We start from the raw sequence: 25,311 nt of genomic DNA, 5'->3' as shown, positions 1-25,311 counted from the left end.
GATTGCCCCTAATTCAGGTAGCGAGTTGCCGCCATTTGGCCTGGGCGATGGCACTGCTCCACCAGAAGCGGGCCGCGTCGTGGATTGTGTCGATGCCGCACGCTTGTGGCGCCTACAGGTCGGCACGGCTCTGTGCGAAACTTGACCGCCTGATTCGAATCCTTGGAGCGCCTCATGGACATCCACACCACACCGGCCATCTGGGGCGCAATGCGTGCACGCCGGAGCCGCGACGCGGCCAGCACTGACGGGTTTGCGCGCATGCTGGCGACCTGTCTGGAGCTGGGGACCCCCTGGATTGATCATGCCGATATTTATGATGATGGCGCTGTCGAAGCCCTGCATGGTGCGGCCGCGCGAACGCTCCCCAGCAGTGACCGGTCGCGCCTTCGCGTGATCAGCAAGTGTGGGGTTCGCTTCGCCTCCCCCGGCCAACCCGGCGTGCGGCTGCATCATTATCGCGCCGATGCGGCCTGGTTGCAGCAGCAGGCCGAGGCCTCCTTGGAGAGGCTGGGCGTCGAGCGCATCAACCTCTACCTCCTGCACCGACCAGACTACCTCATGCAGGCCGAGGAAACCGCCCGGGCACTCGAAGGCCTGATCAGCAGCGGAAAGATTGCCGCCTGTGGCGTCTCCAATTTCTCGTGCCACCAGGTCGAAACGCTGACCGCAGCCGGCAATCTGACACTCGCCGCCAATCAGATCGAGCTGTCACCGTTTCACACAACACCGCTCGACAATGGCCAGCTCGATCACGTCCGGCGACTGGGCATGGCGGCCCTTGCCTGGTCGCCGCTGGGCGGACAGCGCCTTTTCAACGCCGATGATGCGGTGTCGGTACGGGTGCGCACCTGTTTGAAGGCCATGCAGGCGCGGCTCCCCGACAGTCCCGGCATCGACGCACTGGCCCTGGCCTGGCTGCGCCGGCTCGGCGCGATCCCGATCCTGGGAACGGGCAGCCGGGACCGTTTGATACGACAGGTGCAAGAGATGCGCGCCATCGAGATGGACGTGCAGGACTGGTATGAAATCCTTGAGGCGGGGCGCGGTGTCCGGGTGCCCTGACGCGGTTCAGCGATTCAGCGAACGCCCGAGAATAGCGCGGATACGTGCGAGCTTGTCCGGTGTCGGATCGCCAAACAGGCCACGTGCGGTCGACGGAAGATGCACCATCGGATCTTCATCGTCCTGGAAAAGATAGCGGTCGAAAATGAGCTTCCAGGCCTGTCGTTCACGCGCCGGCATGCCACGCAGTGTCAACAGGCCGTGCAGCAGGGTCATGAAGGGCGTCGCGAGATGCTCAGGCCCGTCACGCCACCAGAAATTCATCATCATCCCGAACGGGTCGAGCGTCTCGACATAATGGACCTGCATGGACGGCATGTAGAGCGCGTCACCCGGGCCCAGCTCAGCGATGCGGGCCTGTTTCATGGCTTCGGCAAAGCGCGGAAAGCGGTCGATATCCGGATGACGCGGATCAACCAGGCTGACAGGCTGCCCGGCCAGCGTCACATCGAGCGGGCCGATATAGAGATTGGCAATCTGCTCGATCGGAAACAGCAGGAAACGGCGCCGACCGGATACCACGCAGGCCAGGTTTTGCGGCAGGTCCCAATGCGGTGCGGTGCGTGTCTGGTTACCGATCCACAGGGAGGTCAGGCGCTCAACGGCGGGGTCGAGCAAGGGCATTGGATTGTCGCGGGCGATCGGGGCCAGGGCCTCGCGCACCGGCACGCCGCCAGCAAACAGGGCATCCGGTTCCGCCGCGTCTTGTCCGGACACAAGCGTATCGAGCAAAACCCCCAGCGGCGGCGTTTCGACCTCAAATGTGAAACCGCTGAAATCCTCATTGTAGAAGAAGCGGGTCCCCGCCGAACGGGGTTGGCGGAAAGTACGGACCGGAGTGTCCGGCGCTGTCTGCTTCAGCCTGTCGGCAAGCGCCCCGGCACCTTGCCGGGACGCCTTGAGCAAGGGCCAGTCCTTGACCAATCCGCGCAGGATAGCCGGCTCGCCCGCCGGCTGGATTTCCGCTTCGAAACGCGTCCGGTCGATGCCGTCAAACTCGGCAACCGGTGCTATTCCGGGAAATCCATCATCCACCATCTCGGCTTGTCCGGTCCGTTGCCTGCGGGTCAGCCGACGACGTCCCGTCCGCTTGTCCGACACCCAACAGGAAGACCAGCGGATCGGCAAGCCGGGCATTCCACGCCGCCTCATTGTGGTCAGCGCCGTCATACCGGGTTGAGCGATAATGGGCGCGATCATCAAAGCCTCGCTGCGCCATCACGGCATCAATCGCGACCTGGTAGGCTGGGTAGAGGTTGTCCAGATTGATCGTGCCATGATCGAGCCAGATGCGATGACGAGCCGGGTCAAGCGGCGCATCTTCCAGATAGTCCGACCAGGCCGCGAGGGCCTGCTCACGCCAGGCGTCGGCGATGTGCGGGTCCTGGAAAGACGCGTCAGCAAAGATCGGCCAATGGGTGGACAGGCCGGCCGCTGCCGCGAAGGTGTCGGGATATTGAGTGAGCCCGTATAACGAGATCAGCCCGCCCATGCTCGACCCCATCAGGGCGGTGTCCGCACCCTCGGGCCGGGTCCGGTAGCGGCTGTCGATCAGAGGCTTGATGTCCTCGACCACGAAACGCAGGAAGGCGTCGGACACGACCCCGCCTCCCCAGCTCTCCAGCGCTTGCGCCCGCGCCGAAGCCGCGAAGCGGTCGAACACCGCTTGTGGAGCATATTCACGGGCCCGGGCCGACGTGTTCCAGATTCCGACAATGATGGCCGGCCGGATCCGCCCCGCGGCGATCAGGCGATCCATCGTCTCGTCCAGCCCCCACTCGACGCCAGCATAGGAATAGCCCGGCTCAAACAGGTTCTGCCCGTCCATGGCGTAGATCACCGGATAGGCCCGTTCACCGTCCGCATAGCCGGGCGGCAGATAGATCGAGATCGGACGGGCTTCCAGCCCGTCGGCGCCCATCGGCTCGAGACGAAGCACCGTTCCGGCAACCGGCTGAGCTGCCAGACCCGGTGTGACCAGGGCCAGGACGAAAAGAGTCAGGAGGAGGCGCATGCCGTTACTCCGCCACAAAGCGAATGGCGGCACCACCGCCTGCCGCGAGCGGCAGATCCAGAACCGTGTCCGCATCAACTGTACGGGTCTCGATCAGGACATCATAGGGATTGTCATGCCAATGGGCGTCCGGACCATCGCGATAGATCTCGGCGGCGTAGGCACGGCCCGCCTCGAGAAAATCGAGCGGCACGGACAGGGTCCGGGCCTCCTCGTCCGTGGCAGCGCCGAGATACCAGTCAGCGCCACCGCGCTCCTGGCGCACGGTAACGATGAAGTCCCCGACCGCGCCTTGCAGGGCGATCGACTCTTCCCAGTCCGTCGGCACATCGCGGATAAACTGGAAGGGCTCGGGATTGGCAGTGTAATTCTCCGGCAGGTCGGCCGCCATCTGGATCGGGCTGTAGAGCACCACGTAAAGCGCCAGCTGGCGGGCCAGTGTTGTCTGTACCCGATTGGGGCTGTCAGGGCCGTTGAAGGTCAGATCAAAGATACCCGGTGTGAAATCGGCAGGTCCGGCCAGCATGCGGGTAAAGGCCAGCATCGCGGTGTGCTCCGGCGGGTTGGGCGGATTGCCCCAGGCGTTGAATTCCTGACCGCGCACGCCCTCTCGGGAAATCCAGTTCGGATAGGTCCGGCGCAGGCCGGTATCCTTCACCGGCTCGTGCGGATTGATGGAGATATGACGGGCAGCCGCTGCCTCGAGCACGCGGATATGATGGTTCACCGCATACTGCCCGTAATGCCATTCATGGCGTTCTTCGCCATTCTCGTCGATCCGGAGCAGATTGCCGGCATCAGCGACATAGCCGGTCTTCACCTGGGTGACACCGAGACGTTCATAGAGATCAAACGCATCCTCCATTTGGGTCTCGTAATTGGTCAGATGGCCCGAGGTTTCGTGGTGTCCGATAAGGCGAACACCGCGCGTCCGGGCGTGATCGGTGACCGCTTCAATGTCGAAGTCCGGATAGCTTTCCGTAAAGGAGAACAGGGCGCCATTATTGAACCAGTCGCCGTCCCAGCCGATATTCCAGCCCTCGATCAGTACCCCCGCGAAGCCGTTTTCGGCGGCGAAATCGAGATACTCGATCGCATTCTCCGTCGTCGCACCGTGCTCGGGACCAGAGCCCCAGGTCATCGTGTTGATGTGCATGCCCCACCAGATGCCGATATATTTGCCCGGCTCAACCCAGCTGACATCACCCAGTACATTGGGCTCATTGAGATTGAGGATGAGATCGGAGTTGATCAGGCCGACAGCCTCTTCGGCGACCTGGATGGTACGCCATGGCGTGGTGAACGATCCGTTCTTGTGGACCGCGATCCCGTCCGGACCCGGTGCGAGCTCGGCGGTCAAAACGCCTTCGCGTTGCTGGTCCAGCCGCATGCCGGAATAATCCACCAGGGCCGCCTCGTGGATCGCGATATGCACGCCTTCATTGGGCAGCCGGGCCGTGAAGGGCGTGTGCGCCGTATCGACGTCGATCAGGGGTGTGGTGCGGTAGACATACTCATAGCGGTTATAATCCCCGGCCGGCGTCCACCAGGTCTCGCTTTCCTGTGGCATGGCAAAGCTGGTGACCTCATCGACAATGGCGCGATGTTCGCCATCGGGGACCGGCACTTCATAGCGAAAGCCAAGCCCCTCATCGAAGACCCGTACGCGCACGTCGAAACCGCGGCTGGCATCGCGCTCATGGCGATAGCTGACCAGGAGCTCATTGTGCTGATCATGAACGACCCGGCGCTCGCCCCAGGGCAATTCCCACTGCGTATTGGCGCTTGTTGTCTCGCTGTCGACAGGCCAGAGCCGGGTGTCGAGATTGCCGGCGACAGCGAAACGCAGACCAAGCATGGACGGCGAAATCACATCCTCGCCATCAAACTGGACACGATAGCGCGGCAAACCGCCTTCGCTCCAGAAGACCGCGCTCAAGCGTCCGTCCGGCGACGTGACAACCAGCGGAGCCTCGATGACCTCACCCGCGATCGGGCTGTCCGGCCCCGGCTCGGCCCGACTGGCGGGTACCGCCACCACGGACAGGGCCAGCAAGGCGGCGCCAAGCCGAATGGCGGCGCGTGATTGACGTGCGATCATGATGTCCTCCCGGTATTTTCACCCAGTGTGCCCACATCTTGCAAATTTATGCAATTCTATTGACGCACGAAGACCTTGCCGCCTCACATGACATCAGGATAGCATATACATACAAAAGAATATCGCGCGGGGAGGCGCATTGTCATGACTTCGCAAATATCGAAACTGACGATCGGACTGCTGGCGGCGACCTGCCTGACAGCCTGTGCGGCCAGCCAAACCGAAAGTGGTGCCGAGCACATCGAAATAGCGGATCGCTCGCCGGCGGACGAAATCATCTATTTCGTGATGCCCGACCGCTTCGAGAATGCGGACCCGTCCAACGACCTGGGCGGCATTGAGGGTGACCGCCTGGATCACGGTTTCGATCCGACCGCGCGCGGCTTCTATCATGGCGGCGACCTGGCCGGACTGACAGCGCAACTGGACTATATTCAGGGCCTGGGCATGACCGCAATCTGGCTGACACCGATTTTCCAGAACCAGGCGGTTCAGGGCGGACCCGGCCAGGAATCCTCAGCCTATCACGGCTACTGGATCACCGACTTCACGCGGCCTGATGCCCATCTGGGGTCTCGCGAGGAATTTCGCGCCTTTGTTGACGCGGCGCATGCCCGCGGCATGCGTGTCTATATGGACATCATCACCAACCATACAGCGGACGTCTTCGCCTATCGGGAGTGCCACGACCCGACCTCCGCACTCTATATCGACCCCCAGGGCCAATGCCCCTACCGCCGGATTGGTGACTATCCGTGGACAACGCAGGGCGGCCCCGACGGCACGCCCATCAATGACGGCTTTGTTGGCGACGACCCGATCAACCAGACGGCCGCAAACTATGCCCGGCTGACCGATCCGAACTGGGCCTACACGCCCTACCTGCCGGACGGCGCACCAACCCGGACACCGGCCTGGCTGAATGACGCGACGCTCTATCATAATCGCGGCGAGAGCTTCTGGTTTGGCGAGAGCGAGCTCTATGGCGATTTTTCCGGCCTGGATGATCTCAACACCGAACACCCTCGCGTCCTCGAAGGCATGATCGAGATCTACAAGGACTGGATCACCGAGTTCGAGGTCGACGGCTTTCGCATCGACACAGCCAAGCACGTCCAGCCCGAATTCTGGGTACGCTTCTCCCGGGAAATCCTCGATCACGCACATTCGCTCGGCATCGAGCACTTCCACATTTTCGGCGAGGTCTATGAATTCGACGCCGGCCAGCTGGCTCGCTACACGACCGAGGCCGGCCTGCCCGCCTATCTGGACTTCGCCTTCCAGGGAACGGCGCGCGGCTTTATTGTCGGCAATGAACCCGGCGAACGCTTCCAGTCACTCTTCCGCATCGACCATGTTCTCGAAGGCGGCTTCGACACCGCCTCGACCCTGCCGACCTTCCTCGGCAATCACGATATGGGGCGCCTCGCTGGCTTCCTGCGCGAAGCCCATCCCGACATGAGCGATGGCGAGATGCTGGCCCGCCTGCGCCTCGCGAATGCGCTGATGTTCTTCTCACGCGGAACGCCAACCATCTATTATGGCGACGAGCAGGGCTTTGTGTCCGATGGCGGCGACCAGCTGGCGCGCGAAAACATGTTCGAGAGTGTGGTCGCAGAATACAATGACAATGACCTGATCGGCACCGATGCCACGACCGCCGACCGCAATTTCGATCCTGAGCACCCACTCTACCAGGCGATCGCCGAGATGGCGGCCCTGCGGCAGACTCACCGCACGCTGCGACGCGGCGACCAGATTGTGCGTCACGCCGACAATGAAGACAGCCTGCTGGTCATGAGTCGTGTCGATTACGACAGCGGGGAGGAGTATGTGATCGCCTATAATGGCGAGACCGACGCCCGCGATATCCGCGTTGAAGTTGATGGCCGCGCCACGTCTTGGGACAGCCTCGCGGGAACCTGCCCCATGGTCAGCGACGCCCCGGGGAGCCTCAGCCTCAACATTCCGCCGCTCGACTACGTCATTTGCCGCGCCAGTCTGGCCGAATAACCCAGTCGAAGCCGTCATGAAAAGGGCCCCGGCGGAAATCTCCGCCGGGGCCCTTTTTGCATCCATTCGGGCGAAAACGCCTACTCGGCAGGCGCCGCGCTACTTTCAACTGCGACGCGCCGCCCCGGCACGAAGATAACCGCCACGGCCGCAAGCCCCAGCGAAACGCCAGCCACGAGAAAAGCGTGAATCGGCTCATTGCCAAGGAGCATTCTCAGGGCGATCCCCATCAGGCTTCCGACCACGATTTGCGGAATGACGATGAAGAAATTGAAAATCCCCATATAGACACCCATTTTATCGGCCGGCAGGGCATCGGACAGGATAGCGTAGGGCATGGTCAGGATAGAGGCCCAGACGATACCGACCCCAATCATCGAAACCCACAACAGGGTCGGGTCAGTGATGAAGTAGAAGCTCGCCAGCGAGACCCCGCCAATCACAAGATTGATCGCATGCGTCACACGGCGATTGAAACGCTTCGCCATGAACGGCAACAAGAGGGCATAGATGGCAGCGATGCCGTTATAGGTGGCAAACAACAGACCAACCCAGTTGGCCCCGTCGGAATAGGCTTCCGAACCGGGGTCCGTGGCCCCGAAATGAAAACTGGTCACCGCCGGCGTGGAATAGATCCACATCATGAAAAGCGCGGCCCAGGAAAAGAATTGAACCCAGGCCAGGCGCTTCATCACCGTCGGCATGGTGTTGAGGTCTTCCAAGACATGGCTGAAGAAGTTTTCGGTCTGGCCAATTGCCCGCAGAACCGTGTGCAGGATAAATCCAAGCCCGAGCGCGGCCACCCCGCCGGTCAAGACGTAGAGCTCCTGGGCACCATTGAAGCGATAGACCGCCGCACTCGCGACAATGCCAGCCACGAGATAGCCAAAGCCCGAGCCCAGATAGCGGCGGCTGGACTGGGGCGGACGCTCCGGATCGCGCGGCAAGCCCATCGACTGACGCTCGGCCTCGTCATAGGCGGCCAGCTTGTCCGGCGCATATTCGCGGCTCGTGATGACCGTCCACATGACGGACACGAACAGTGCGACGGCGCCGATATAGAAAGAATACTTCACATTGTCCGGAACAACGCCCGCGGCCGCAACATCTGACACACCGAACACGTCCGAAAGTATCCAGGTCGCTGCCGACGCCACGGTCGCACCGGCACCAATAAAGATGGTTTGCATGGCGAAGCCCTGCGTGCGCTGACGACTGGGCAACATGTCACCGACAAAGGCACGGAATGGTTCCATCGAGATATTGATCGACGCATCCAGCAGCCACAGCATGATTGCGGCAAGCCAGAGCATGGGAGAATTAGGCATCACCAAAAGGGCGAGCGTCGTGAAAACCGCGCCGGCCAGGAAATATGGGCGTCGACGCCCGAGGCCGGTCCAGGTGCGGTCGGAGAAATAGCCAATGATCGGTTGAACCAGAAGGCCGGTCAGCGGCGCCGCCAACCACAAAAGCGGTAGCGTCTCTATCGGCGCGCCGAGCGTCTGGAAGATGCGGCTGACATTCGTGTTCTGCAGCGCGAACCCGATCTGTATGCCGAAGAACCCAAAGGAAATATTCCAGATCTGCCAGAAACCGAGTGCCGGTTTTTGCATGACAGCCTCCCCTTTTCATAATTTTTCACATCCTTATCCAGTCTGACTGGCTTGTCGATAGCCCTAAGCAATTACCTGAAAAAATGTAGAAAAATTCCAAACAGCCGGAGAAACATGGCGCAGTTCGGTTCACGAACTTGCCAGACAAGCGCAAAAGATTTCAAATATGGGAAATCCTCGGGGCCGCACGGTCCGGAGCGATGAACTTGCCAGTTTTGCCGCACGCGTGCATTGCTGACACCAATGATTTGAGAGGGTTGGATCAAGACGTGAGCAAGAAGCCGACACGCTTGGAAGATCTGGCGCAACGCGCCGGCGTTTCCGTCTCCACGGCCTCGCGCGCGCTCAATGACAGCCCGTCGGTCAATATGCGCACCAAGCAGGCAATCTGGAAGCTGGCGCGCGAGCTCGACTATCCCTTCCGACGCCATATGCCCGCCGGGCCTATCGGCGCCAAGGCCACGATCTCGATCGTGGTCCCGCGCCCGCAAGGTCGCGACACACGCCTGTCGGATCCGTTCTTTTTCGAGCTCCTGACCGGGGTTGGCGATGCCGCCCGTGAGCGCGAATGCGACGTCCACATCTCGCACGTCGCTCCCGCCAGCTATGACGACCTCCACATGGCGATGACGACCCATCGCGCCGAGGGCGTGATCTTTGTCGGCCAATCCAACCTTCACGGCGCCTTCAATCGTCTGGCCGAAACCGAAAAGCGGTTCGTGGTCTGGGGCGCTGAACTGCCCGAACAGCGCTATTGCTCGGTTGGCAGCGACAATGTCACCGGCGGTCGCCGCGCCACCCAACACCTGATCCGACTTGGCCGGGAGAAGATCGTCTTTCTGGGGCAGTCCGAAGCGCCAGAAGTGATGCAGCGCTTTCGCGGTTATCGTGACGCCCTCCTCTCCGCCGGATTGCAAGCCGATGACGCGCTGGTCATCCCGTCCCATTTCGACATCGAGTCTGCTGAAGCCTCGGTCGAGGCACTGATCAAGAATGGCGTGCCGTTTGACGGGATCGTCGCCGCCAGCGACGTCCTTGCATTCGGCGCCCTGAGGGCGCTGCAGCTCGCGAAGGTCTCGGTTCCGGATGATGTTTCAGTCGTCGGCTACGACAATGTGTCCTTTGCCCGCTACGCCCACCCGGCCCTGACCACGGTCGACCAGGATATGGTCGCTGCGGGGCGCCTGATGCTGTCCAAACTGCTCGACTTCCGCGGCCCGCAAGCACGCCGCTCGGAGCGACTTGCCACCGATCTGATCATTCGTGAAAGCTGCGGCGGCTGACACTTCAGATGCGTTGCGCGAGCACACCAGCATAGGCCGGAAGACACCCGTCCCCGCCTGCGGCATTGACCTGTTCGATCACTTTCCAGCCTGCAGGCATGTCCCAGCTGACCGGTTCACAGGTCAGGTTGAAGACGCAAAAAATGACCCGATCGCCAGAGCCTCGCTCGAAGGCCAGAAGCCCGTCAACGCCGGTCTCGACCATGCGCATTGCGCCAGTGCGCAGCACCGAATGGCGCTCCCGCAGCCGTACAAAGCGACGAGCGAGATGCAAGGTTGCGCCGGCGTCTGCTTCCTGTGCATCGACTGCCAGATCAAAATGGCGGGCATCAACGGGCAGCCAGGGCTCCACCTCGGAGAAACCGCCATGGCAAGCCCGACGGGTCCATGGCATCGGCGTGCGTGCGCCGTCCCGCCCCAGCGTTTGCGGCCAGTTGGCGATCGCCTCAGGGTCTTGGAGCCGGTCGAACGGCACCATTGCCTGCGGCAAGCCAAGCTCTTCACCCTGATAGATAAAGACGTTGCCACGCATGGCGACGAGCAACAACAAGGCCATGTTCGCGAAGGCTTCACGATCGCCTTCGGCAGCCCACCGTGACACCGCGCGCGGCGCATCATGGTTGGAGAATGTCCAGGATGGCCAGCCGGTCACCCCGTCTGACGGCCAAAGGTCGACTGCCGAGCCGACAAGGGCCGGGTCAAGCGATTCTGCATAGAGATAGAGAAATCCGTAGGCCGAATGGAGACGTCCGGGACGACGCGTATAGAGCTCCATCTCTTCCTGCGCCCGCTCGCCGCCAACTTCGGCGACCAGAAAGCGCCCCTCATAACTGTCCGCGAGCACGCGCATGCGCTCGAGGAAAGCAGGGATATCCGGGTGAGACTGGTTGAAATAATGGTGCTGAAAATCAAACGGTCGGGTTCGGCGGGTGCCGGTATTCTTGATCGGCGGATTATCGTGCAGCGCCGGGTCATGCATCATGAAGTTGACGGCATCAAGACGGATACCGTCGACCCCGCGGTCCAACCAGAACCTCATGGTGTCGAGCAATTCTTCCTGGACGGCCGGATTGTGGACATTGAGGTCCGGCTGCTCGGGCAGGAAATTGTGCATGTAGTACTGGCCGCGCCGCGCATCCCAGGTCCAGGACGGGCCACCGAAGACCGATTGCCAGTTATTCGGGGGCGAACCGTCGGGCTTGGCGTCGGCCCAGACATACCAGTCGGCCTTCTCATTGCTGCGGCTCGAGCGGCTTTGCTGGAACCAGGCATGGACCTCGGATGTGTGGGAATAGACCTGATCAATCAGGACCTTCAAGCCCAGCGCGTGCGCCCGCTCCAACAACACATCGAAATCGTCGAGCGTCCCGAAAATCGGGTCCACGCCGCGATAATCGGCGACGTCATAGCCGAAGTCCCGCATTGGTGAGGTAAAGAAGGGCGATAGCCAAATCGCATCAACGCCAAGCGAGGCGACGTATTCGAGTCGCGCAGTAATGCCGGGCAGGTCACCGATTCCGTCATTGTTCGAATCGAAGAAGCTGCGCGGATAGATCTGATAGATCACCGCGCCCTTCCACCATTCAGACGCCGGCTGGTCCTGCGACCGCTCCTCGGATTGCGCGTCCAACTCCACTCAGTCCTCCTCGCGCACCAAGGCGCTGATTTCACACCATGCTTGCAATCGCATGTTTTAGCAATTTTGCAAAAAATTGCATCCCATTGGCAATCTTGTCAATTGGCGGGATCGCGGGAATCGTCAAGTTTTCAACGCGACAATGCACATGGACGCTGTGTAACATTCTCGCATCACATCACCGCTGGATTCAAAAAGCGCAATATTGCCAGTTGTCGTCTGGATTGATTTTCATTAATTTGCACTGGAATGGCGGCGACAATCTTCGTGTCGACACGCCGGAGGGAGGACTAAATGATCAATCAACGCACCACGCGTCGTGGCTGGCTCATGGCCAGCGCGGCTTCCACACTGGCCCTGTCGACGGCCTTGGCCGCGCCGGCCTCTGCCCAGGACGAGACCGACGGGGACGCCAGCGACGTCATTACCGTCACGGGCTTCCGCAGTGCCATCGAGAACTCGATCGCCGTGAAGCGCGAATCGACGTCGATCGTCGAAGCCATTTCCGCTGAGGACATCGGCCGCCTACCTGACAATTCGATTGCCGAGTCGCTGGCACGCCTGCCGGGCCTCGCAGCGCAACGCCTTCGCGGTCGCGCCCAGGTAATCTCCGTGCGCGGCCTCGGGCCGGACTTCACCACGGCCCTGCTCAATGGTCGCGAACAGGTCACGGCCGGCGACAACCGTGGCGTTGAATTCGACCAGTATCCGTCGGAACTGCTCAGCTCCGTCGTTGTTTACAAGACCCCGGACGCCCAGCTGGTCGGCCAGGGGCTGGCCGGGACTGCCGATCTTCGGACCGTGCGCCCGCTCGACAATGACGAGCAGACGATTGCCATTTCCGGTCGCTATGAGTGGAACCAGTATGGCGCCCTGAACGCCGGTTCGGAAGACAGCGGCCACCGCGTCACCGGCTTCTATATCGACCAGTTTGCCGACGACACGATCGGCCTGGCCATCGGTTTTGCCACGCAATCCTCTCCGACGCAGAGTGAGCGCTGGGACGCGTGGGGTTATCCGACCGTCGGTGCGGGCGACCTCCTGCTTGGTGGCGCAAAGCCGTATGTCGAGAGCCGCCAACTTGAGCGGACCGCCTTTGTCGGCACGTTGGAATTCGAGCCGAACGCCAATACCCACACTACGATTGACGCCTTCTACTCCCAGTTCGAAGACACCGGCATCCTGCGTGGAATCGAGCTGCCGTTGGCCTGGGGCGGCGCGACCTTGCAGCCTGGCTATACGGTTGAAGATGGCCTCGTCACGGCCGGCACTTTCTCCGACGTCCAGGGCGTTGTCCGCAATGACACCCGCTTCCGCGAAGCCGACGTCATGTCCTTTGGCATCAATCACGAGCAACGCCTGAATGACCAGTGGGTCGGCACGGTCGACCTTTCTTACTCCAGCGTCGAGCGCGATGACACCGACTATGAATCCTATGCCGGCACCGGCGCGGGCTTCGGCAATGGCGCGTCAGACACGCTGGCATTTGAAGTCGGCGGTAGCGGCGGTTTCGTCTTCGGTTCCAGCCTCGATTATGCCGATCCGAGCCTGATGCTGCTCACTGACCCGCAGGGTTGGGGGCAGGTTGGCTTCATCAAGCGCCCGTCCACCGAGGATACGCTGACGGCACTGCGCGTCGAAGCAGAGCGCGAAATTTCGCAAGGCTTCTTCTCCAGCGTCGAAGTTGGTGTCTACGTCACGGACCGCGAGAAATCCAAGCGCTCGGACGAAGACTTCATCGACCTGGCCAATCCGGGTGCGACCAACACCACCGCGATCCCGGGCGATCTGCTGCTCGAGCCGACCAGCCTCGACTTCATCGGTATCACCGGCATGGTGAGCTATGATCCGCTCGCGATGCTGAACAGCGGTGTCTACGCGCTGCGGCCGAACCTCAATGCCGACGTTCTCACAAAGTCCTGGGATGTCGAGGAGCAGCAGGTCATCGGTTATCTGCAAGCCAATGTGGACTCGGTCCTCGGCGACACCCCGGTGCGCGGCAATTTCGGCCTCCAGATCGTGCATACCGAGCAGTCATCCACCGGCCCGCGAGCCGGTCAAGGCGCCCTGCTCAGCTATTCCGAGGAAGATAGCTACTCGCACATTCTGCCGAGCGCGAACTTCTCGTTTGAAGTCGCTGAGAACACCTTCATCCGTGTCGGCGCGGCCCGCACCATGGCGCGCCCGCGCATGGACGAACTGCGGGCATCGCAGGAAATCGGCATCAACACCCAAGTCTGCACCACCGACGACGGCACCGGGAACCCGGCTTTCAACGGCGCCAATTACGACCTCGCCGGTGGCCAGTCCTGCCTGACCGTGTCCGGTGGCTCTCCGCGCTTGCGTCCGGTGACTGCCGACGCCCTGGACCTGTCGATCGAGCATTATTTCGCTGACGGTGGGGGTTACATCTCGGCGGCGATCTTCAACAAGGATATCGACAACTACGTGTTCGGTTCCTCGGCACGCCAGATCGACATGACGGACGCTGCCAACGCACTCTTCGACTCGGCCTTCATTGCGGCCAATCCGCAGGTCACGACCGGCATCCTCTATGAGCCCGTCAACACGGATGGCGGCTATATCCGCGGCATCGAAGTGGCGACCAACATCCCGGGCGACGCCGTCGCGCCCTGGCTGGGCGGTTTCGGCCTGTTGGCCAGCTACTCCTACACGGAAAGTGAAGTCCAACCGGATCCCAACCAAGCACCAATTGCCATTCCCGGCCTGTCGGAGAATGTCGGCAACCTGACAGTCTATTATGAGCGCGGCGGCTTCGAAGCCCGGGTCTCGAACCGCTGGCGGTCTGAATTCCTCGGCGAAGTTACCGGCTTCGGTGCCAATCGCGAATTCCGCAATGTTGAAGCGGAATCGGTCATTGATGCACAGATCGGATATGAGTTCGGACCGGGTCCGCTTGATGGCCTGTCGATCTTTGCGCAGGGCAATAATCTGACTGACGAGGCCTTTGTGACCTTCCTCAATGACGACCCCCGTCAGGTGAAGGACTACCAGCAGTATGGTGCCACTTATCTCGTCGGCTTCAGCTGGCGTCGATAGCCGCTTCCTTCCCGAAGCGCACCCCCTTTGCCCCTGCCTGCCTCGTGCCGGCAGGGGTTTTTCTTTGCGGGTCGGAGCGGCAGACTGCTGCGTGCCTGCGTCCCGGTCCGGGCTCAGAACGCAAGATCGAGGTCAGTCCGCATGACACCCAATCGCATCAAATCAGTCCTGATTGTCGGCGGCGGCACGGCGGGCTGGATGGCAGCGGCCGCGCTGTCACGCTTTCTCGGTGAAACGATCAAGATACAACTGGTCGAATCCGAACAGATCGGCACCGTCGGTGTCGGCGAGGCGACCATCCCGCAGATCAAACACCTCAATTCCGCGCTCAGCATTGATGAGCGCGAATTCGTGGCGCGCACCAACGGTTCCTTCAAGCTGGGGATCGAATTCATCAACTGGCGGCGCCAGGGTGAAGCCTACCTCCACAATTTCGGGTCGATCGGCCTCAACCTGCAGCAAGTTCCCTTCCATCACTACTGGCTGCGCGCCCGAGCCGGAGGCGCGAGCGAAAGCCTTTGGGACTACTGCCTGAACACCGCAGCTGCGCGCCAGATGCGCTTTGCCCCGCTCGAGAAAGTTGGCAATTCCCCGCTGTCCGGGATCGCTTATGCCTATCATTTCGATGCCTCGCTTTACGGGAAATTCCTGCGCGACTATGCCGAACAGCGCGACGTCATCCGGGTTGAAGGCCTGATCGACGACACGATCATGGCCCCGGAAAGCGGCCATGTTACCGCCGTACGGCTGAGGGACGGTCGCACCCTGGAGGCCGACCTCTTCATCGACTGCTCGGGTTTCAGAGGCCTGCTGATCGAGCAAGCCCTCAAGACCGGCTATGAGGACTGGGCCCATTGGTTGCCGTGCGACCGGGCCATCCCGGTTCCCAGTTCGAATGCACAGGCGCCGATCCGCCCCTACACCCAGGCGATTGCCCACAACGCCGGCTGGCAATGGCGTATCCCGCTGCAGCACCGCACCGGCAATGGCCATGTCTTTTCCAGCGCCCATATGAGCGAGGCGGCGGCAACCGAAACGCTGCTGGCCAATCTGGAGGGAGAGGCGCTGGCCGAGCCCCGCGTGATCCGGTTTGTGACCGGTCGGCGCAAGCAGTTCTGGAATCGCAATGTCGTAGCCCTGGGCCTGGCATCCGGCTTTCTTGAACCCCTGGAGTCCACCTCGATCCACCTCGTCCAGTCTGGCATCAGCCGGTTGATCGCCCTGTTCCCGGATGGTGATCTCGCGGCGGCTGACCGCGATGAATACAATCGTCAGATGGCGCTCGAATATGAACGCGTGCGCGACTTCATCATCCTGCACTACCACCTCAATGAGCGGACCGATTCCGACTTCTGGCAGGATTGCGCCGCGATGTCCGTGCCCGACACGCTGAGCGCCAAGCTCGACCTGTTCCGCGCCAATGGTCGCCTCTATCATCGCGAGGAAGACCTGTTCACCGACTCCAGCTGGCTTCAGGTCATGCTGGGCCAGGGCGTGAATCCGAAAGGCTATCACCCAATGGCCGACGCCCTGGCGGCGGGCCAGCTCAGCGACTTCCTTGGCAACATCCAGAAGATCGTTGGCCAGGCCGCCGCAACACTACCGACACATTCGGATTTTCTGGCCAAGCATTGCCCGGCGGCGATGGACAGCTAGGCGTCAGCCTTGCAAAAGCGCTCGATATAGGCGCGGTGATCCGGCACCGGCGCCACCGCCTCCGCCATGACCCGACGCAACCCGGCCAGGCGCTCGACACCATCGACCTGCCTGCCCACAACCAACGGATCCAGCCCGGCGGGCTCAATCTCCTGACCTGCATAAACGGCCATCCAGGACGGGTTGAGAAAGAGTTCGGTGCCGGGCGAGACGAGACGTCCCGTAGCGCGAAAATGCTCCATTCTCCAAGCCAGACTGTCAGGAATGTCCATATTGGCCGTGTAACGCCAAAGCGGCGCATCATCCCGGGTCGTCGCATGATAGTGGAGAATGAGGAAGTCGCGGATGCGCTCATATTCCTCGCCGGTGAGCCGGTTGAACTCGGCCGCTTCAAGGCGGTTATCCCCAGTGCCGGGGAACAGGGCGAGCAGGCGGTTTATACCCGTCTGGATCAGGTGAAGACTGGTGGATTCCAGCGGCTCCATGAAACCGGCAGACAGACCCAGGGCCACCACATTGCGGTTCCAGAATTTGCGGCGGCGGCCGGTGGTGAAACGAAGCGGTCGCGGATCGGCCAGCGGCTTGCCGTCGAGATTGGCCAGAAGCGTATCGCTGGCCTCGTCGTCAGTGATGAACTGGCTGGCATAGACATGGCCATTGCCGGTGCGTTGCTGCAGCGGGATGCGCCATTGCCACCCGGCCTCGCGCGCTGTCGACCGGGTGTAGGGGGTGAAATCTCCTGCGGTCTCGCTGGGCACGGCCATCGCGCGGTCGCAGGGCAACCAATGGGTCCAGTCCTCATAGCCGGTTTTGAGGGCCTGCTCGATCAACAGACCGAAGAAGCCCGTGCAATCAATGAAGAAATCAGCCTCGATCGCGCGCCCGTCTTCCATGACAACCGCAGCGACATCACCGGTTTCGGACAGGCGGGTCTCCACAACCCGCCCTTCCTCACGATCCACGCCGCGCGCCTCGGAATATCGCCGCAGGAACTGTCCATAGAGAATGGTGTCGAAATGGTAGGCGTAGTCGAAGGTCGACTGGACGAGACGCGGGTCGCGGGCAGGAGGCGAAAACCGGTTCTCGCGCGCGACCACCCAGGCCATGGAATAAGCATCAAGCGACGTTTCATCGCCGCGCCGACGTTCCCGCAGCCAGTACTGGTAAAGCGGTAGGGAATCAAAGTCCCGGCCATGGGTTCCGAACGGATGAAAATAGCGCTGCCCCCTGCGGGACCAGTCGACGAATTCAATGCCCAGCTTGAACGAGCCCTGGGTCTCACGCACGAACTCATTCTCGTCGATACCCAGCATCTGGTTGAACAGCTTGATCGGGGGGATGGTCGCCTCCCCGACACCGACGACACCGATCTGTTCAGATTCAACCAGCGTGACCGATGCCGCTCCCTTGGTTGCTTTGATAATCGCGGCAGCCGCCATCCAGCCAGCCGACCCGCCGCCGATGATGGCAATCCGTGGCAAGCCGCTCTCTTGTTCAAAGGATTGGGATGACATTGAGCTCGGCCCTCATCTGGATCGGGAACAAGGCGCCAGCTTGGCCGACTTTGGTCAGGCTTGTCGATATCCATTGGGCTGCAAAACATACCAAATTTTTGATGCACCGCACCATGAACCCTTCCCATTTCGCGATACAAAGCACAAATTACGACGCCACATCGACATTGCAATTTTATGCAATTTCACCGCATATTGCCCGCCTGTTACGGGAGAGATCACATGTCCGCATTTCGCAACGCATTGGCCGCCAGCCTCATTGGCCTTGCCAGCGCCTCGGCAAGTCTCGCCCAGACGGTGCCACCGGAAACCCGCGACAGTGAGCTGGTTCGCGTCGAGCACCCGGACTGGAGCCATGACGCAGTGCTCTACCAGATCAATCTGCGTCAGTTCACGAGTGAGGGCTCGATCGCTGCGGCTGAGGCCGAACTGCCTCGCCTCGCAGAGTTGGGCGTTGATATTCTTTGGCTGATGCCGGTGCAGCCGATCGGCGTCGCTGAGCGCAAGGGCGAACTGGGCAGCCCCTACTCGATCAGCGATTACCGCGCAGTCAACCCAGAGCTTGGCACGATGGAGGACATGCGCGCCTTTATCGATGCGGCCCATGAACTTGGCTTCCATGTCATTCTCGATTGGGTCGCCAATCACTCGGCTTGGGACAATCCACTCATCGAGGCCCATCCTGATTGGTATTCCCGCGATTGGCGCGGCGACATGCAGCCGCCGCCCGGCACGGACTGGAGCGACGTTGCCGACTTCGACTATGGCAATGCGGACCTCCGGGACTACATGGCCGAAAGCATGGCCTTCTGGGTTCGCGAGGTCGGATTTGACGGCTTCCGCTGCGACGTCGCCGGCTTCGTCCCGATCGATTTTTGGGAGCGGGTGCGCGCCGAATTCGACGCAATCCGTCCGGTGTTCATGCTCGCCGAGTGGGAACAACGCGACCTTCATCGCGATGCCTTCGATGCCACCTATGCCTGGACCTGGAACAATACAATGCATGACGTTGCGATGGGCCATGCCGATGCTGGCGCCCTGCGTGGTCACTATTTCTACGAAGAAGCCAATAGCTGGCCGCGCGACGCCTACCGCATGCGCTACACGTCCAACCATGATCAGAACTCATGGGAGGGCACGCAATTCGAGCGCTTCGGCGACGCGCTGGAGGCAGCAATCATCCTCTCCTTCACCGGGTCCGGCATCCCCCTGATCTATAACGGCCAAGAGGCCGGCAATCAGGACCGCCTCGCCTTCTTCCAACGTGATCCGATCGAGTGGCGCGAGCATCCATTGAATGCCTTGTTCCGCGACCTTGTTGACCTGCGGCACGCGAACAGCGCGCTTTGGGCCGGAGCCGCCGGCGCGCCGATGCACAACATCGAGAACTCACACGAAAGCTCTGTCTTCAGCTTCCTGAGGCAGGACAGCAGAAATGCTGTTCTGACAGCCATCAATTTCAGCGCTGCTCCGGTTCAAACCGTGCTGCACGAGGGGCCGCACCAGGGCTTGTATCGCGATTGGCAAACCGGCGAGTCGATCCGTTTTGAGGCCGACACCATGCTGGAGCTCCGACCATGGGAAGGTCGCGTCTTTATCGCAATCGATGAATAGCCTCGCCTGCCCTCACGGTTGATCGGGCGCCGGACGGCGGATGGCGTCAGACGAAACCGGATCGGTCTCGATTGACGGGATTGAAACCTGGATCAGGCCGCACGCTGGCGCCATTTGGCCAAGGCGACGGAGCCGCTCTCCTTGAATGCCGCTCTGCGGTTGGGTGACGTTCGTGGCTAAAGTGGCTTTGGACGGATGATTGGGCCGAAACGATCTTCTGCCGGGTCTCAGCACTCTGAAATCCGCCCGTCGCCCGCCCCTTCGCCTGAAGGGCGGACGGGAGTTTTCGGCGCGGCTGTTGAGCCATGCCCAAGGCCCTGGAGACCGGCATTGCCGATCCGTTTCATCGTGTCTTTGTAGCACTTCAACCGATCCGTCACCACAACTTGCGGATTGAGCTGCAAACAAGAGAGTCTGCTTGCCGGTGGTGCCCGAGCAATGCGAAGCCAACGGGCACATGTTCTACATGTTGCTAAATGACCTAGATGAGCGATCCGCCTTCATCGCATCAATGCGTGAAGCAGACATCATGACGCCTTTTCACTATGCGTCACTGCACACCGCGGAGGCTGGAAAAAAGTATGGGCGTTTTGTCGGCTCAATGACTCATACTAATCAGCTCAGCGACCGACTAGTGAGATTGCCAGTGTATTTTAACGTCAAAAACGATCAGGATCGAATTATAAGTTGCGCCCTGAAAATCTTGTCACAGTCCTGACGCTTGCGGGCAGCCCTGTATTGCAAGCGGTTACACGCCGCGATATGCGGCCAAATATTGCACGTGGATCCGTCGCAACGAAATCCGAGAGTTTTGAGGAAATCGATTTGTCTCAGCGCCCGACCAGACTTGCTGCTCCACATGTTCAAGCCCATGAAGCACCCGCTTACCGGGCCGAGATCGCCGTGATCGTGCCATTCTACAAGGGCGAGGCCTTTGTGGATGAAATGTGTCAACGGCTGCATGCTACATTGGGCGCTATCACGGACGAGTATGAAATCATCCTCGTCGACGATCGGAGCCCAGATGGGTCCTGGCCCCTGATCACAGCTCAGGCCTACCGTGACGCACGCGTATCTGGAGTCAGACTAAGCCGGAATTTTGGTCAACACGCAGCGATCTCGGCCGGGATGGCGCATGCTAATGCTCGCTGGTACGTGGTAATGGATTGCGACCTGCAAGACCCGCCAGAGGCGATAGCCGAGCTGCATTCGGCAGCATTAGAGGGCGACGACGACATCGTCATTGCTGAACGTATCAGCTCGGGACTAGGCGCCGGACGCAATTTGGGCTCAGCGCTCTTCAATGGAGTTCTGCGCTGGGCATCCGGACTGGAAGTCTCCGCAAAAGTGGGAAATTTCAGGATATTCTCTGACCGCGTCGCACATGCCTACCGCGAATACCCGGAACAATTGCGCCTTTTCCCCGCGATTATGAGCCAGCTCGGTTTTTCGAAGGCTTTCGTGAAGATAGCTCGCGATGAGCGCGCTGTTGGCCAATCGAGCTACAACTTCATCAAGCTCGCTCGACTGGGCATCGAGACCATCGTCGCCTACTCCGAGAAGCCCCTATGGCTCGCGGCCGGTATCGGATCGGCCGTCAGCGCAATGGCGGTTTTGTTTGGTGTTTATACATTTTTCAGCGCGGTCATTCTGGGCACCGAGGTGCCAGGCTACGCATCACTGGCGATACTGATGACGTTCCTCGGTGGGGTCCAGATTTTCCTCATCAGTTTTGTCGGTTTGTACGTCGGTCAGGCTCTTGCGGAGACCAAGGATCGGCCAATCTTCATTGTCGATAAAATAGTGTGTTCAGAATATGGAATACGCTGAGATCACGCCGCCGTCTTGACTTGGAAGGCACAGTTTCGAGCCCTGGCATTCGGCTCCGGTAGGTATCAGTCCACGATATCTCTACTCGCTCTTGGCGCCTCGCCGAAGCCAGCGAACGCCCCACAGTGTCGAGGTCACCGAGAATCCGAACGCGCTATACAGATTGAGGACCGGAACATTTGCGGCCGAAACGCGGGTTGTTACGAGCGTGCTCCCCGTAGAACGCTGACTTTCGAGGCAGGTTGCCCAAAAACGATAGGTCAGCATCCGAAAGTTCGGATCAACACCACCTAGAATAAGCTGCGATGTCGCGACAGCAGTATCTCGCTTCGAGATCATAAAGCCAGCGACTTGACCATTAGCGCGCGTAATATGGACGCTAGCCCCCTGCTTGTGCAGGTCCCGGACCATACTGCGCTGCCGTAAAGCGACTTTCTCGCGCGCGAAGACTGGGTCTTCCGCAAACCGGCCATACTCGAACATGGACGCGGCCAACTCCTCGACAGCTTCGATGTCGGCCGATTTGGCAGGCTCGATACTCAAAGGCTTTGAGGCGTATTTCGGTGGCGACCAAGCATTATTGAGTTTCAATGCCAGATCCATCGAGCATTCCACAAAATGGAAGCCGGCGTGTTGCGCAGCTGCTAGCGCCTCGATGTCATCTGCCGGCAACCGGCCATAGATCACATCGGGAAGACGTCCGGCCACCTCTGTATTCTGGATGCCGAGCCAATCACACTTTTGACCGGGTTCGATCGGAGCATGTTTAAACTCGGCGGTGCGCAACCCTAATGGCCTCTCGTCCCATGGTGTAGCCGAAATGGAAAGCGCGTTCATATGACTTTTCCCCACAACCCAAACGGAGATAGCCTGGCATTCGCCTAGGCTGTACTTCCGCCATCGACGGTCAGAATTGTACCGGTGACACGAGCTGCGTCTTCGGAGAGCAGGTAGGCAACCGCACCGGCAGCGTCCTCCACCAACGGCAATCCAAGCGGTGCACGACGACGGATTGAAGCCATTTTGGCGTCATCCAATCCGGTCGTCATATCTGTTTCCATATACCCCGGCGCGACACAGTTCACGGTGATACGCGCGCGCCCGAGCTCCCGGGATAATGAGCGCGTGAAACCTTCCAACCCGGCTTTAGAAGCCGCATATGCGGCCAGACCGCTAAATCCAGTTGAGGCAATAATGGATGAGATATTCACAATACGCCCCGTTCTATGCCTTAGCATGGAACGGCAACCATATTTGGTCATCAAGATTGCAGCTTCCAGGTTCACCCTGAGGACGCGCGAGATCTCGCTATTGTGCTGAGTCGCCAGAACGCCGTCGAGTCCGATACCGGCGTTATTCACCACACCATAGAGCGCACCATAATCGGAGGTGATCGAGCTCACAAGTCCTGATATTTCGTCCAAGTCATTGAGATCAAATGAGTAAAATGATAGGCTGGCATTTGAATCCATCAGCGACAGATATTCATCTGAGAGCGTGCGCCCGATTCCAATAACTCGATACTCGCCGGACGCGGCCAGCCGCTCAGCAATCGCCAGACCCAAACCTCGGGCCGCACCCGTCAACAGAATATTTTTCATTGCTTCACTCGCAGCATCTTGCCCGCAGCATTTGCATCAAACCCTTCGACGAGCGAGATGAAAGCGGGAACCTTGTGACGTTCGGTACGCTCGGCTATGAAGGACTTGATTTCAGCCTTCAGCTGAGATGGCGTCTTGTCCTGCAAATCGACAGGGACAAGATCGGCGGCAACCAGCGCACCCATGATGGGGTTGGATTTCGAGTACACCCGGGCGGCGGAAACATTGGGATGCGCTAACAACAAACTCTCGATCTCTTCAGGATGAACCTTGTCGCCACCAACATTGATCACGCCGCTAGCCCGCCCCAAGAATAGAATACGGTCCTCGCGCAGCTCAACAGCATCGCCGGTATCGACCCATCCATCTTCGGCAAAACTGGTGTCCGTGCCGATATATCGTGGGGCGACCTGCGAATTTCGAATGAACAGACGTCCGTCGACAACTCGAATTCCGATCCCTGCCGGCGGGTCCGTGAGGAAACTCGCCGGGAATCCGCCGCGTCGATCGGAAACCGCAAATCCGACACCGGCTTCCGTCGACGCGAAAATATGGGTAACCCGGGCTTGCGGGAAGGTGTTGCACAGGCTGAGCAGGATCCGGTCATCCGCGATCTCGCCACCCAGGGTGATTTGTCTGAGATCGAGCCGCTCATGACCTGGTGTCATGAGTATCTTTCGCCATAGTGTGGGCGTGGCACTCACATGAGTGCACCCACTGTCCGCAAAAAACGCAATCTGTTCAGCGAGGCCAGATCCGCTCGCCGGCAGAAGCAGGCAAGCACCGGAGATCATTGACTGCAGCACAACCTGCATTCCTGCGAACCTTGAATACTCATAGAGCATTCCCCACCGCTGCGTTGCACCACGTTCCGGGTCTGATTTGGTAGATCGCGTCAAGCTCTCAAACGTATGCCCGACGAGCTTGGGATTACCTGTCGTGCCAGACGTGGTCATCACCCATCGGCTCGCACAAAGGTTGGACCGCGTATCGAGGTCGAGCTCCGCGACCTGATCCAGAGAGTCGGCGACCGGAGTATCCGTGATCGCGTTAAGGCGTACTCCGAGATCGGTCAGGACAAGATCGCATTCAGATTGGGTAATCAACGCGCCCAAATCTTTGTCATCAGAGTATGCTGAAAGGAAAACAATCTGCTGCGCGACGCCGTCCAGTGCGACAATAGCCTGCATGGCTTGTTCAGCAGATTTGAAGCAGAGAGCTACTCGAAGCCCAGCTAATGCCTCGACATCTGGATAAGAGAGTAGCTCCGCAACGCTGATAGAGCGCTCGGGAGTTCTCAAAAGCAGTCGCTCGGAATCCAGTGCAGCAAGGCAGCCCTTGAGCGTCATTCGGGCTGACTCTTGAAATAAAAGTCTACGAAATCACCAAAGGTCACCGGATAGTAGGCCTCATCCGAAAGGCTGAACGGATCATAACCCAAATTTTCTTCAAGTGCTGTCACAAGAATCGCGAATCCTAGGGAGTCCAAACCGGTCTCCATAAGCACCGTTTTGGCTTCCAATTCAGGCGCCAGGCTTCCTTCTTGCTGTTCATACACCTCGCCAAAAACTGTGCAGATTTTTTTGTTGAGTTCATCTTTGGTCATTGACGCGATCTCGTTGTTTATAACCTGGTAAGCTGTCGGACACTCAGTATCGAAGGCGGCCAATAAAACGCAACAGGCATCGCGTTTGCAACGCCGTGTTACGCTCTTTCGTTCGCAAGGGCGTCGAGCAAAAAGGGCAAACCATTCTTGAGCCGTGTGTACGACAATTTTTAACGCACTTGGTTGGAGTAGCGCAATCCTTCAATGCCGCGAGGTAGGGTTATTCTACTATCCTGCCACATCAAAGCGACGGGAGACCGAAGCCAGAAAACAAATTCACCCAGAGAATCGGAAGATGGATCTGCCGAGACGGCTGGGGAGCGGTGACCGGTTCGACATAAGCTTCGAAAGCGTCCCGGCGAATCGGACCAGACAGCACGAACGGAGCGATCGAGGTGACGCCAGCGGCTCGCGCCCGCTTTTCCCCGCCGCGACAACACGGCTGTGAATATCAACAGGTGGCGCCTTCGACATATCCGCCGGCCTCCTCATCTGGCGGACAGTCTGAATCAGAGTTTGGGCACGATGCCCCCGGCCGATTCAATCCGTCTGGATGATGCTCTAGCTTGACGAAGCTGACTCGAGAATTCTCCCGCAATGTATCGGTGGTCCTAGGTTCTGTACCCATAAACGGGATTCCCAAGTCTGGCGGGTCGTGATTCAAGCTCCTTGAAAGGAGTTGGCTCATGGCCCGTTTTGATTTGA

Annotated in this window: 18 protein-coding genes; 8 read left to right on the top strand and 10 right to left on the bottom strand. The window is 60.0% G+C overall.

Annotated elements, in window-relative coordinates; all coding sequences use genetic code 11:
* Positions 1-174: 174 nt before the first annotated feature.
* Positions 175-1,065: an aldo/keto reductase gene (locus tag C7435_RS15370; RefSeq protein WP_121212377.1), complete on the top strand. Its 891-nt coding sequence runs from the start codon at positions 175-177 to the stop codon at positions 1,063-1,065.
* A 6-nt stretch (positions 1,066-1,071) separates the two neighbouring features.
* On the opposite strand, the gene C7435_RS15365 is transcribed toward C7435_RS15370, so the two are convergent.
* The 3 genes from C7435_RS15365 to C7435_RS15355 are packed head-to-tail and all read right to left on the bottom strand — an operon-like array spanning position 1,072 to position 5,180.
* Positions 1,072-2,103, bottom strand: coding sequence for a cupin-like domain-containing protein (locus tag C7435_RS15365; protein WP_121212376.1), 1,032 nt, complete (start codon positions 2,101-2,103; stop codon positions 1,072-1,074).
* Positions 2,093-3,079, bottom strand: a complete 987-nt coding sequence (locus tag C7435_RS15360; protein WP_170150505.1) for an alpha/beta hydrolase — start codon at positions 3,077-3,079, stop codon at positions 2,093-2,095. The genes C7435_RS15365 and C7435_RS15360 overlap by 11 nt, the downstream gene beginning before the upstream one ends.
* A gap of 4 nt (positions 3,080-3,083) precedes the next feature.
* Positions 3,084-5,180 (bottom strand): glycoside hydrolase family 97 protein, encoded by a 2,097-nt coding sequence (locus tag C7435_RS15355; RefSeq protein ID WP_121212374.1) that lies wholly within the window; start codon positions 5,178-5,180, stop codon positions 3,084-3,086.
* A 144-nt stretch (positions 5,181-5,324) separates the two neighbouring features.
* Between C7435_RS15355 and C7435_RS15350 the strand changes: the two genes are divergently transcribed.
* Positions 5,325-7,193: an alpha-amylase family glycosyl hydrolase gene (locus C7435_RS15350; protein ID WP_121212373.1), complete on the top strand. Its 1,869-nt coding sequence runs from the start codon at positions 5,325-5,327 to the stop codon at positions 7,191-7,193.
* 80 nt (positions 7,194-7,273) lie between these two features.
* On the opposite strand, the gene C7435_RS15345 is transcribed toward C7435_RS15350, so the two are convergent.
* A complete protein-coding gene (locus C7435_RS15345) occupies positions 7,274-8,806 on the bottom strand; it encodes an MFS transporter (protein WP_121212372.1) in 1,533 nt (510 codons plus the stop codon).
* Positions 8,807-9,075: 269 nt separating this feature from the next.
* Here C7435_RS15345 and C7435_RS15340 point away from each other — a divergent pair, with 269 nt between their 5' ends.
* A complete protein-coding gene (locus tag C7435_RS15340) occupies positions 9,076-10,089 on the top strand; it encodes a LacI family DNA-binding transcriptional regulator (RefSeq protein WP_075189434.1) in 1,014 nt (337 codons plus the stop codon).
* Positions 10,090-10,093: 4 nt separating this feature from the next.
* Here the strand turns inward: C7435_RS15340 and C7435_RS15335 are convergent, their stop codons facing one another.
* Entirely contained in the window at positions 10,094-11,725 is a 1,632-nt protein-coding gene (locus C7435_RS15335) for an alpha-glucosidase (RefSeq protein ID WP_121212371.1), read from the bottom strand.
* Between the two features lie 294 nt (positions 11,726-12,019).
* Between C7435_RS15335 and C7435_RS15330 the strand changes: the two genes are divergently transcribed.
* Both C7435_RS15330 and C7435_RS15325 read left to right on the top strand, forming a co-directional pair.
* Entirely contained in the window at positions 12,020-14,785 is a 2,766-nt protein-coding gene (locus tag C7435_RS15330; RefSeq protein ID WP_075189427.1) for a TonB-dependent receptor, read from the top strand.
* Positions 14,786-14,926: 141 nt separating this feature from the next.
* Positions 14,927-16,441 carry a tryptophan halogenase family protein gene (locus C7435_RS15325; RefSeq protein WP_121212370.1) on the top strand — a complete coding sequence of 505 codons (1,515 nt, stop codon included), beginning with the start codon at positions 14,927-14,929 and terminating at the stop codon, positions 16,439-16,441.
* Here C7435_RS15325 and C7435_RS15320 read toward each other — a convergent pair.
* Positions 16,438-17,955 carry a tryptophan halogenase family protein gene (locus C7435_RS15320; protein WP_121212369.1) on the bottom strand — a complete coding sequence of 506 codons (1,518 nt, stop codon included), beginning with the start codon at positions 17,953-17,955 and terminating at the stop codon, positions 16,438-16,440. The two genes, C7435_RS15325 and C7435_RS15320, sit on opposite strands and share 4 nt — an antisense overlap.
* Before the next feature lie 222 nt (positions 17,956-18,177).
* Between C7435_RS15320 and C7435_RS15315 the strand changes: the two genes are divergently transcribed.
* The 3 genes from C7435_RS15315 (at position 18,178) to C7435_RS15305 (ending at position 21,399) form a co-directional block, all read left to right on the top strand.
* Positions 18,178-19,569 carry an alpha-amylase family glycosyl hydrolase gene (locus C7435_RS15315; RefSeq protein ID WP_121212368.1) on the top strand — a complete coding sequence of 464 codons (1,392 nt, stop codon included), beginning with the start codon at positions 18,178-18,180 and terminating at the stop codon, positions 19,567-19,569.
* Positions 19,570-20,026: 457 nt separating this feature from the next.
* On the top strand, positions 20,027-20,287 hold the full coding sequence (locus C7435_RS17405; protein ID WP_121212367.1) for a DegT/DnrJ/EryC1/StrS family aminotransferase: 261 nt from the start codon (positions 20,027-20,029) through the stop codon (positions 20,285-20,287).
* On the top strand, positions 20,257-21,399 hold the full coding sequence (locus C7435_RS15305; RefSeq protein ID WP_147422726.1) for a glycosyltransferase family 2 protein: 1,143 nt from the start codon (positions 20,257-20,259) through the stop codon (positions 21,397-21,399). The genes C7435_RS17405 and C7435_RS15305 overlap by 31 nt, the downstream gene beginning before the upstream one ends.
* Before the next feature lie 81 nt (positions 21,400-21,480).
* Here the strand turns inward: C7435_RS15305 and C7435_RS15300 are convergent, their stop codons facing one another.
* From C7435_RS15300 to C7435_RS15285, 4 genes are read right to left on the bottom strand one after another with little or no spacing between them, the layout of a single operon-like run.
* Complete coding sequence (locus tag C7435_RS15300; RefSeq protein ID WP_121212365.1) at positions 21,481-22,236, bottom strand: GNAT family protein; 756 nt, start codon at positions 22,234-22,236, stop codon at positions 21,481-21,483.
* A gap of 44 nt (positions 22,237-22,280) precedes the next feature.
* Positions 22,281-23,000, bottom strand: coding sequence for an SDR family NAD(P)-dependent oxidoreductase (locus C7435_RS15295; RefSeq protein ID WP_075189421.1), 720 nt, complete (start codon positions 22,998-23,000; stop codon positions 22,281-22,283).
* Complete coding sequence (locus tag C7435_RS15290; RefSeq protein ID WP_121212364.1) at positions 22,997-24,349, bottom strand: ANL family adenylate-forming protein; 1,353 nt, start codon at positions 24,347-24,349, stop codon at positions 22,997-22,999. The genes C7435_RS15295 and C7435_RS15290 overlap by 4 nt, the downstream gene beginning before the upstream one ends.
* The gene (locus C7435_RS15285; RefSeq protein ID WP_075189419.1) at positions 24,346-24,606 is read right to left on the bottom strand and encodes an acyl carrier protein; all 261 of its coding nucleotides are present in this window, start codon (positions 24,604-24,606) and stop codon (positions 24,346-24,348) included. The genes C7435_RS15290 and C7435_RS15285 overlap by 4 nt, the downstream gene beginning before the upstream one ends.
* Between the last annotated feature and the right edge of the window lie 705 nt (positions 24,607-25,311).

This window comes from Maricaulis maris (genome assembly GCF_003634045.1).
GTDB lineage: Bacteria > Pseudomonadota > Alphaproteobacteria > Caulobacterales > Maricaulaceae > Maricaulis > Maricaulis maris.
The sequence above is the reverse complement of the archived record's forward strand: the minus strand, read 5'-3'. Positions and strand labels throughout refer to the sequence as shown.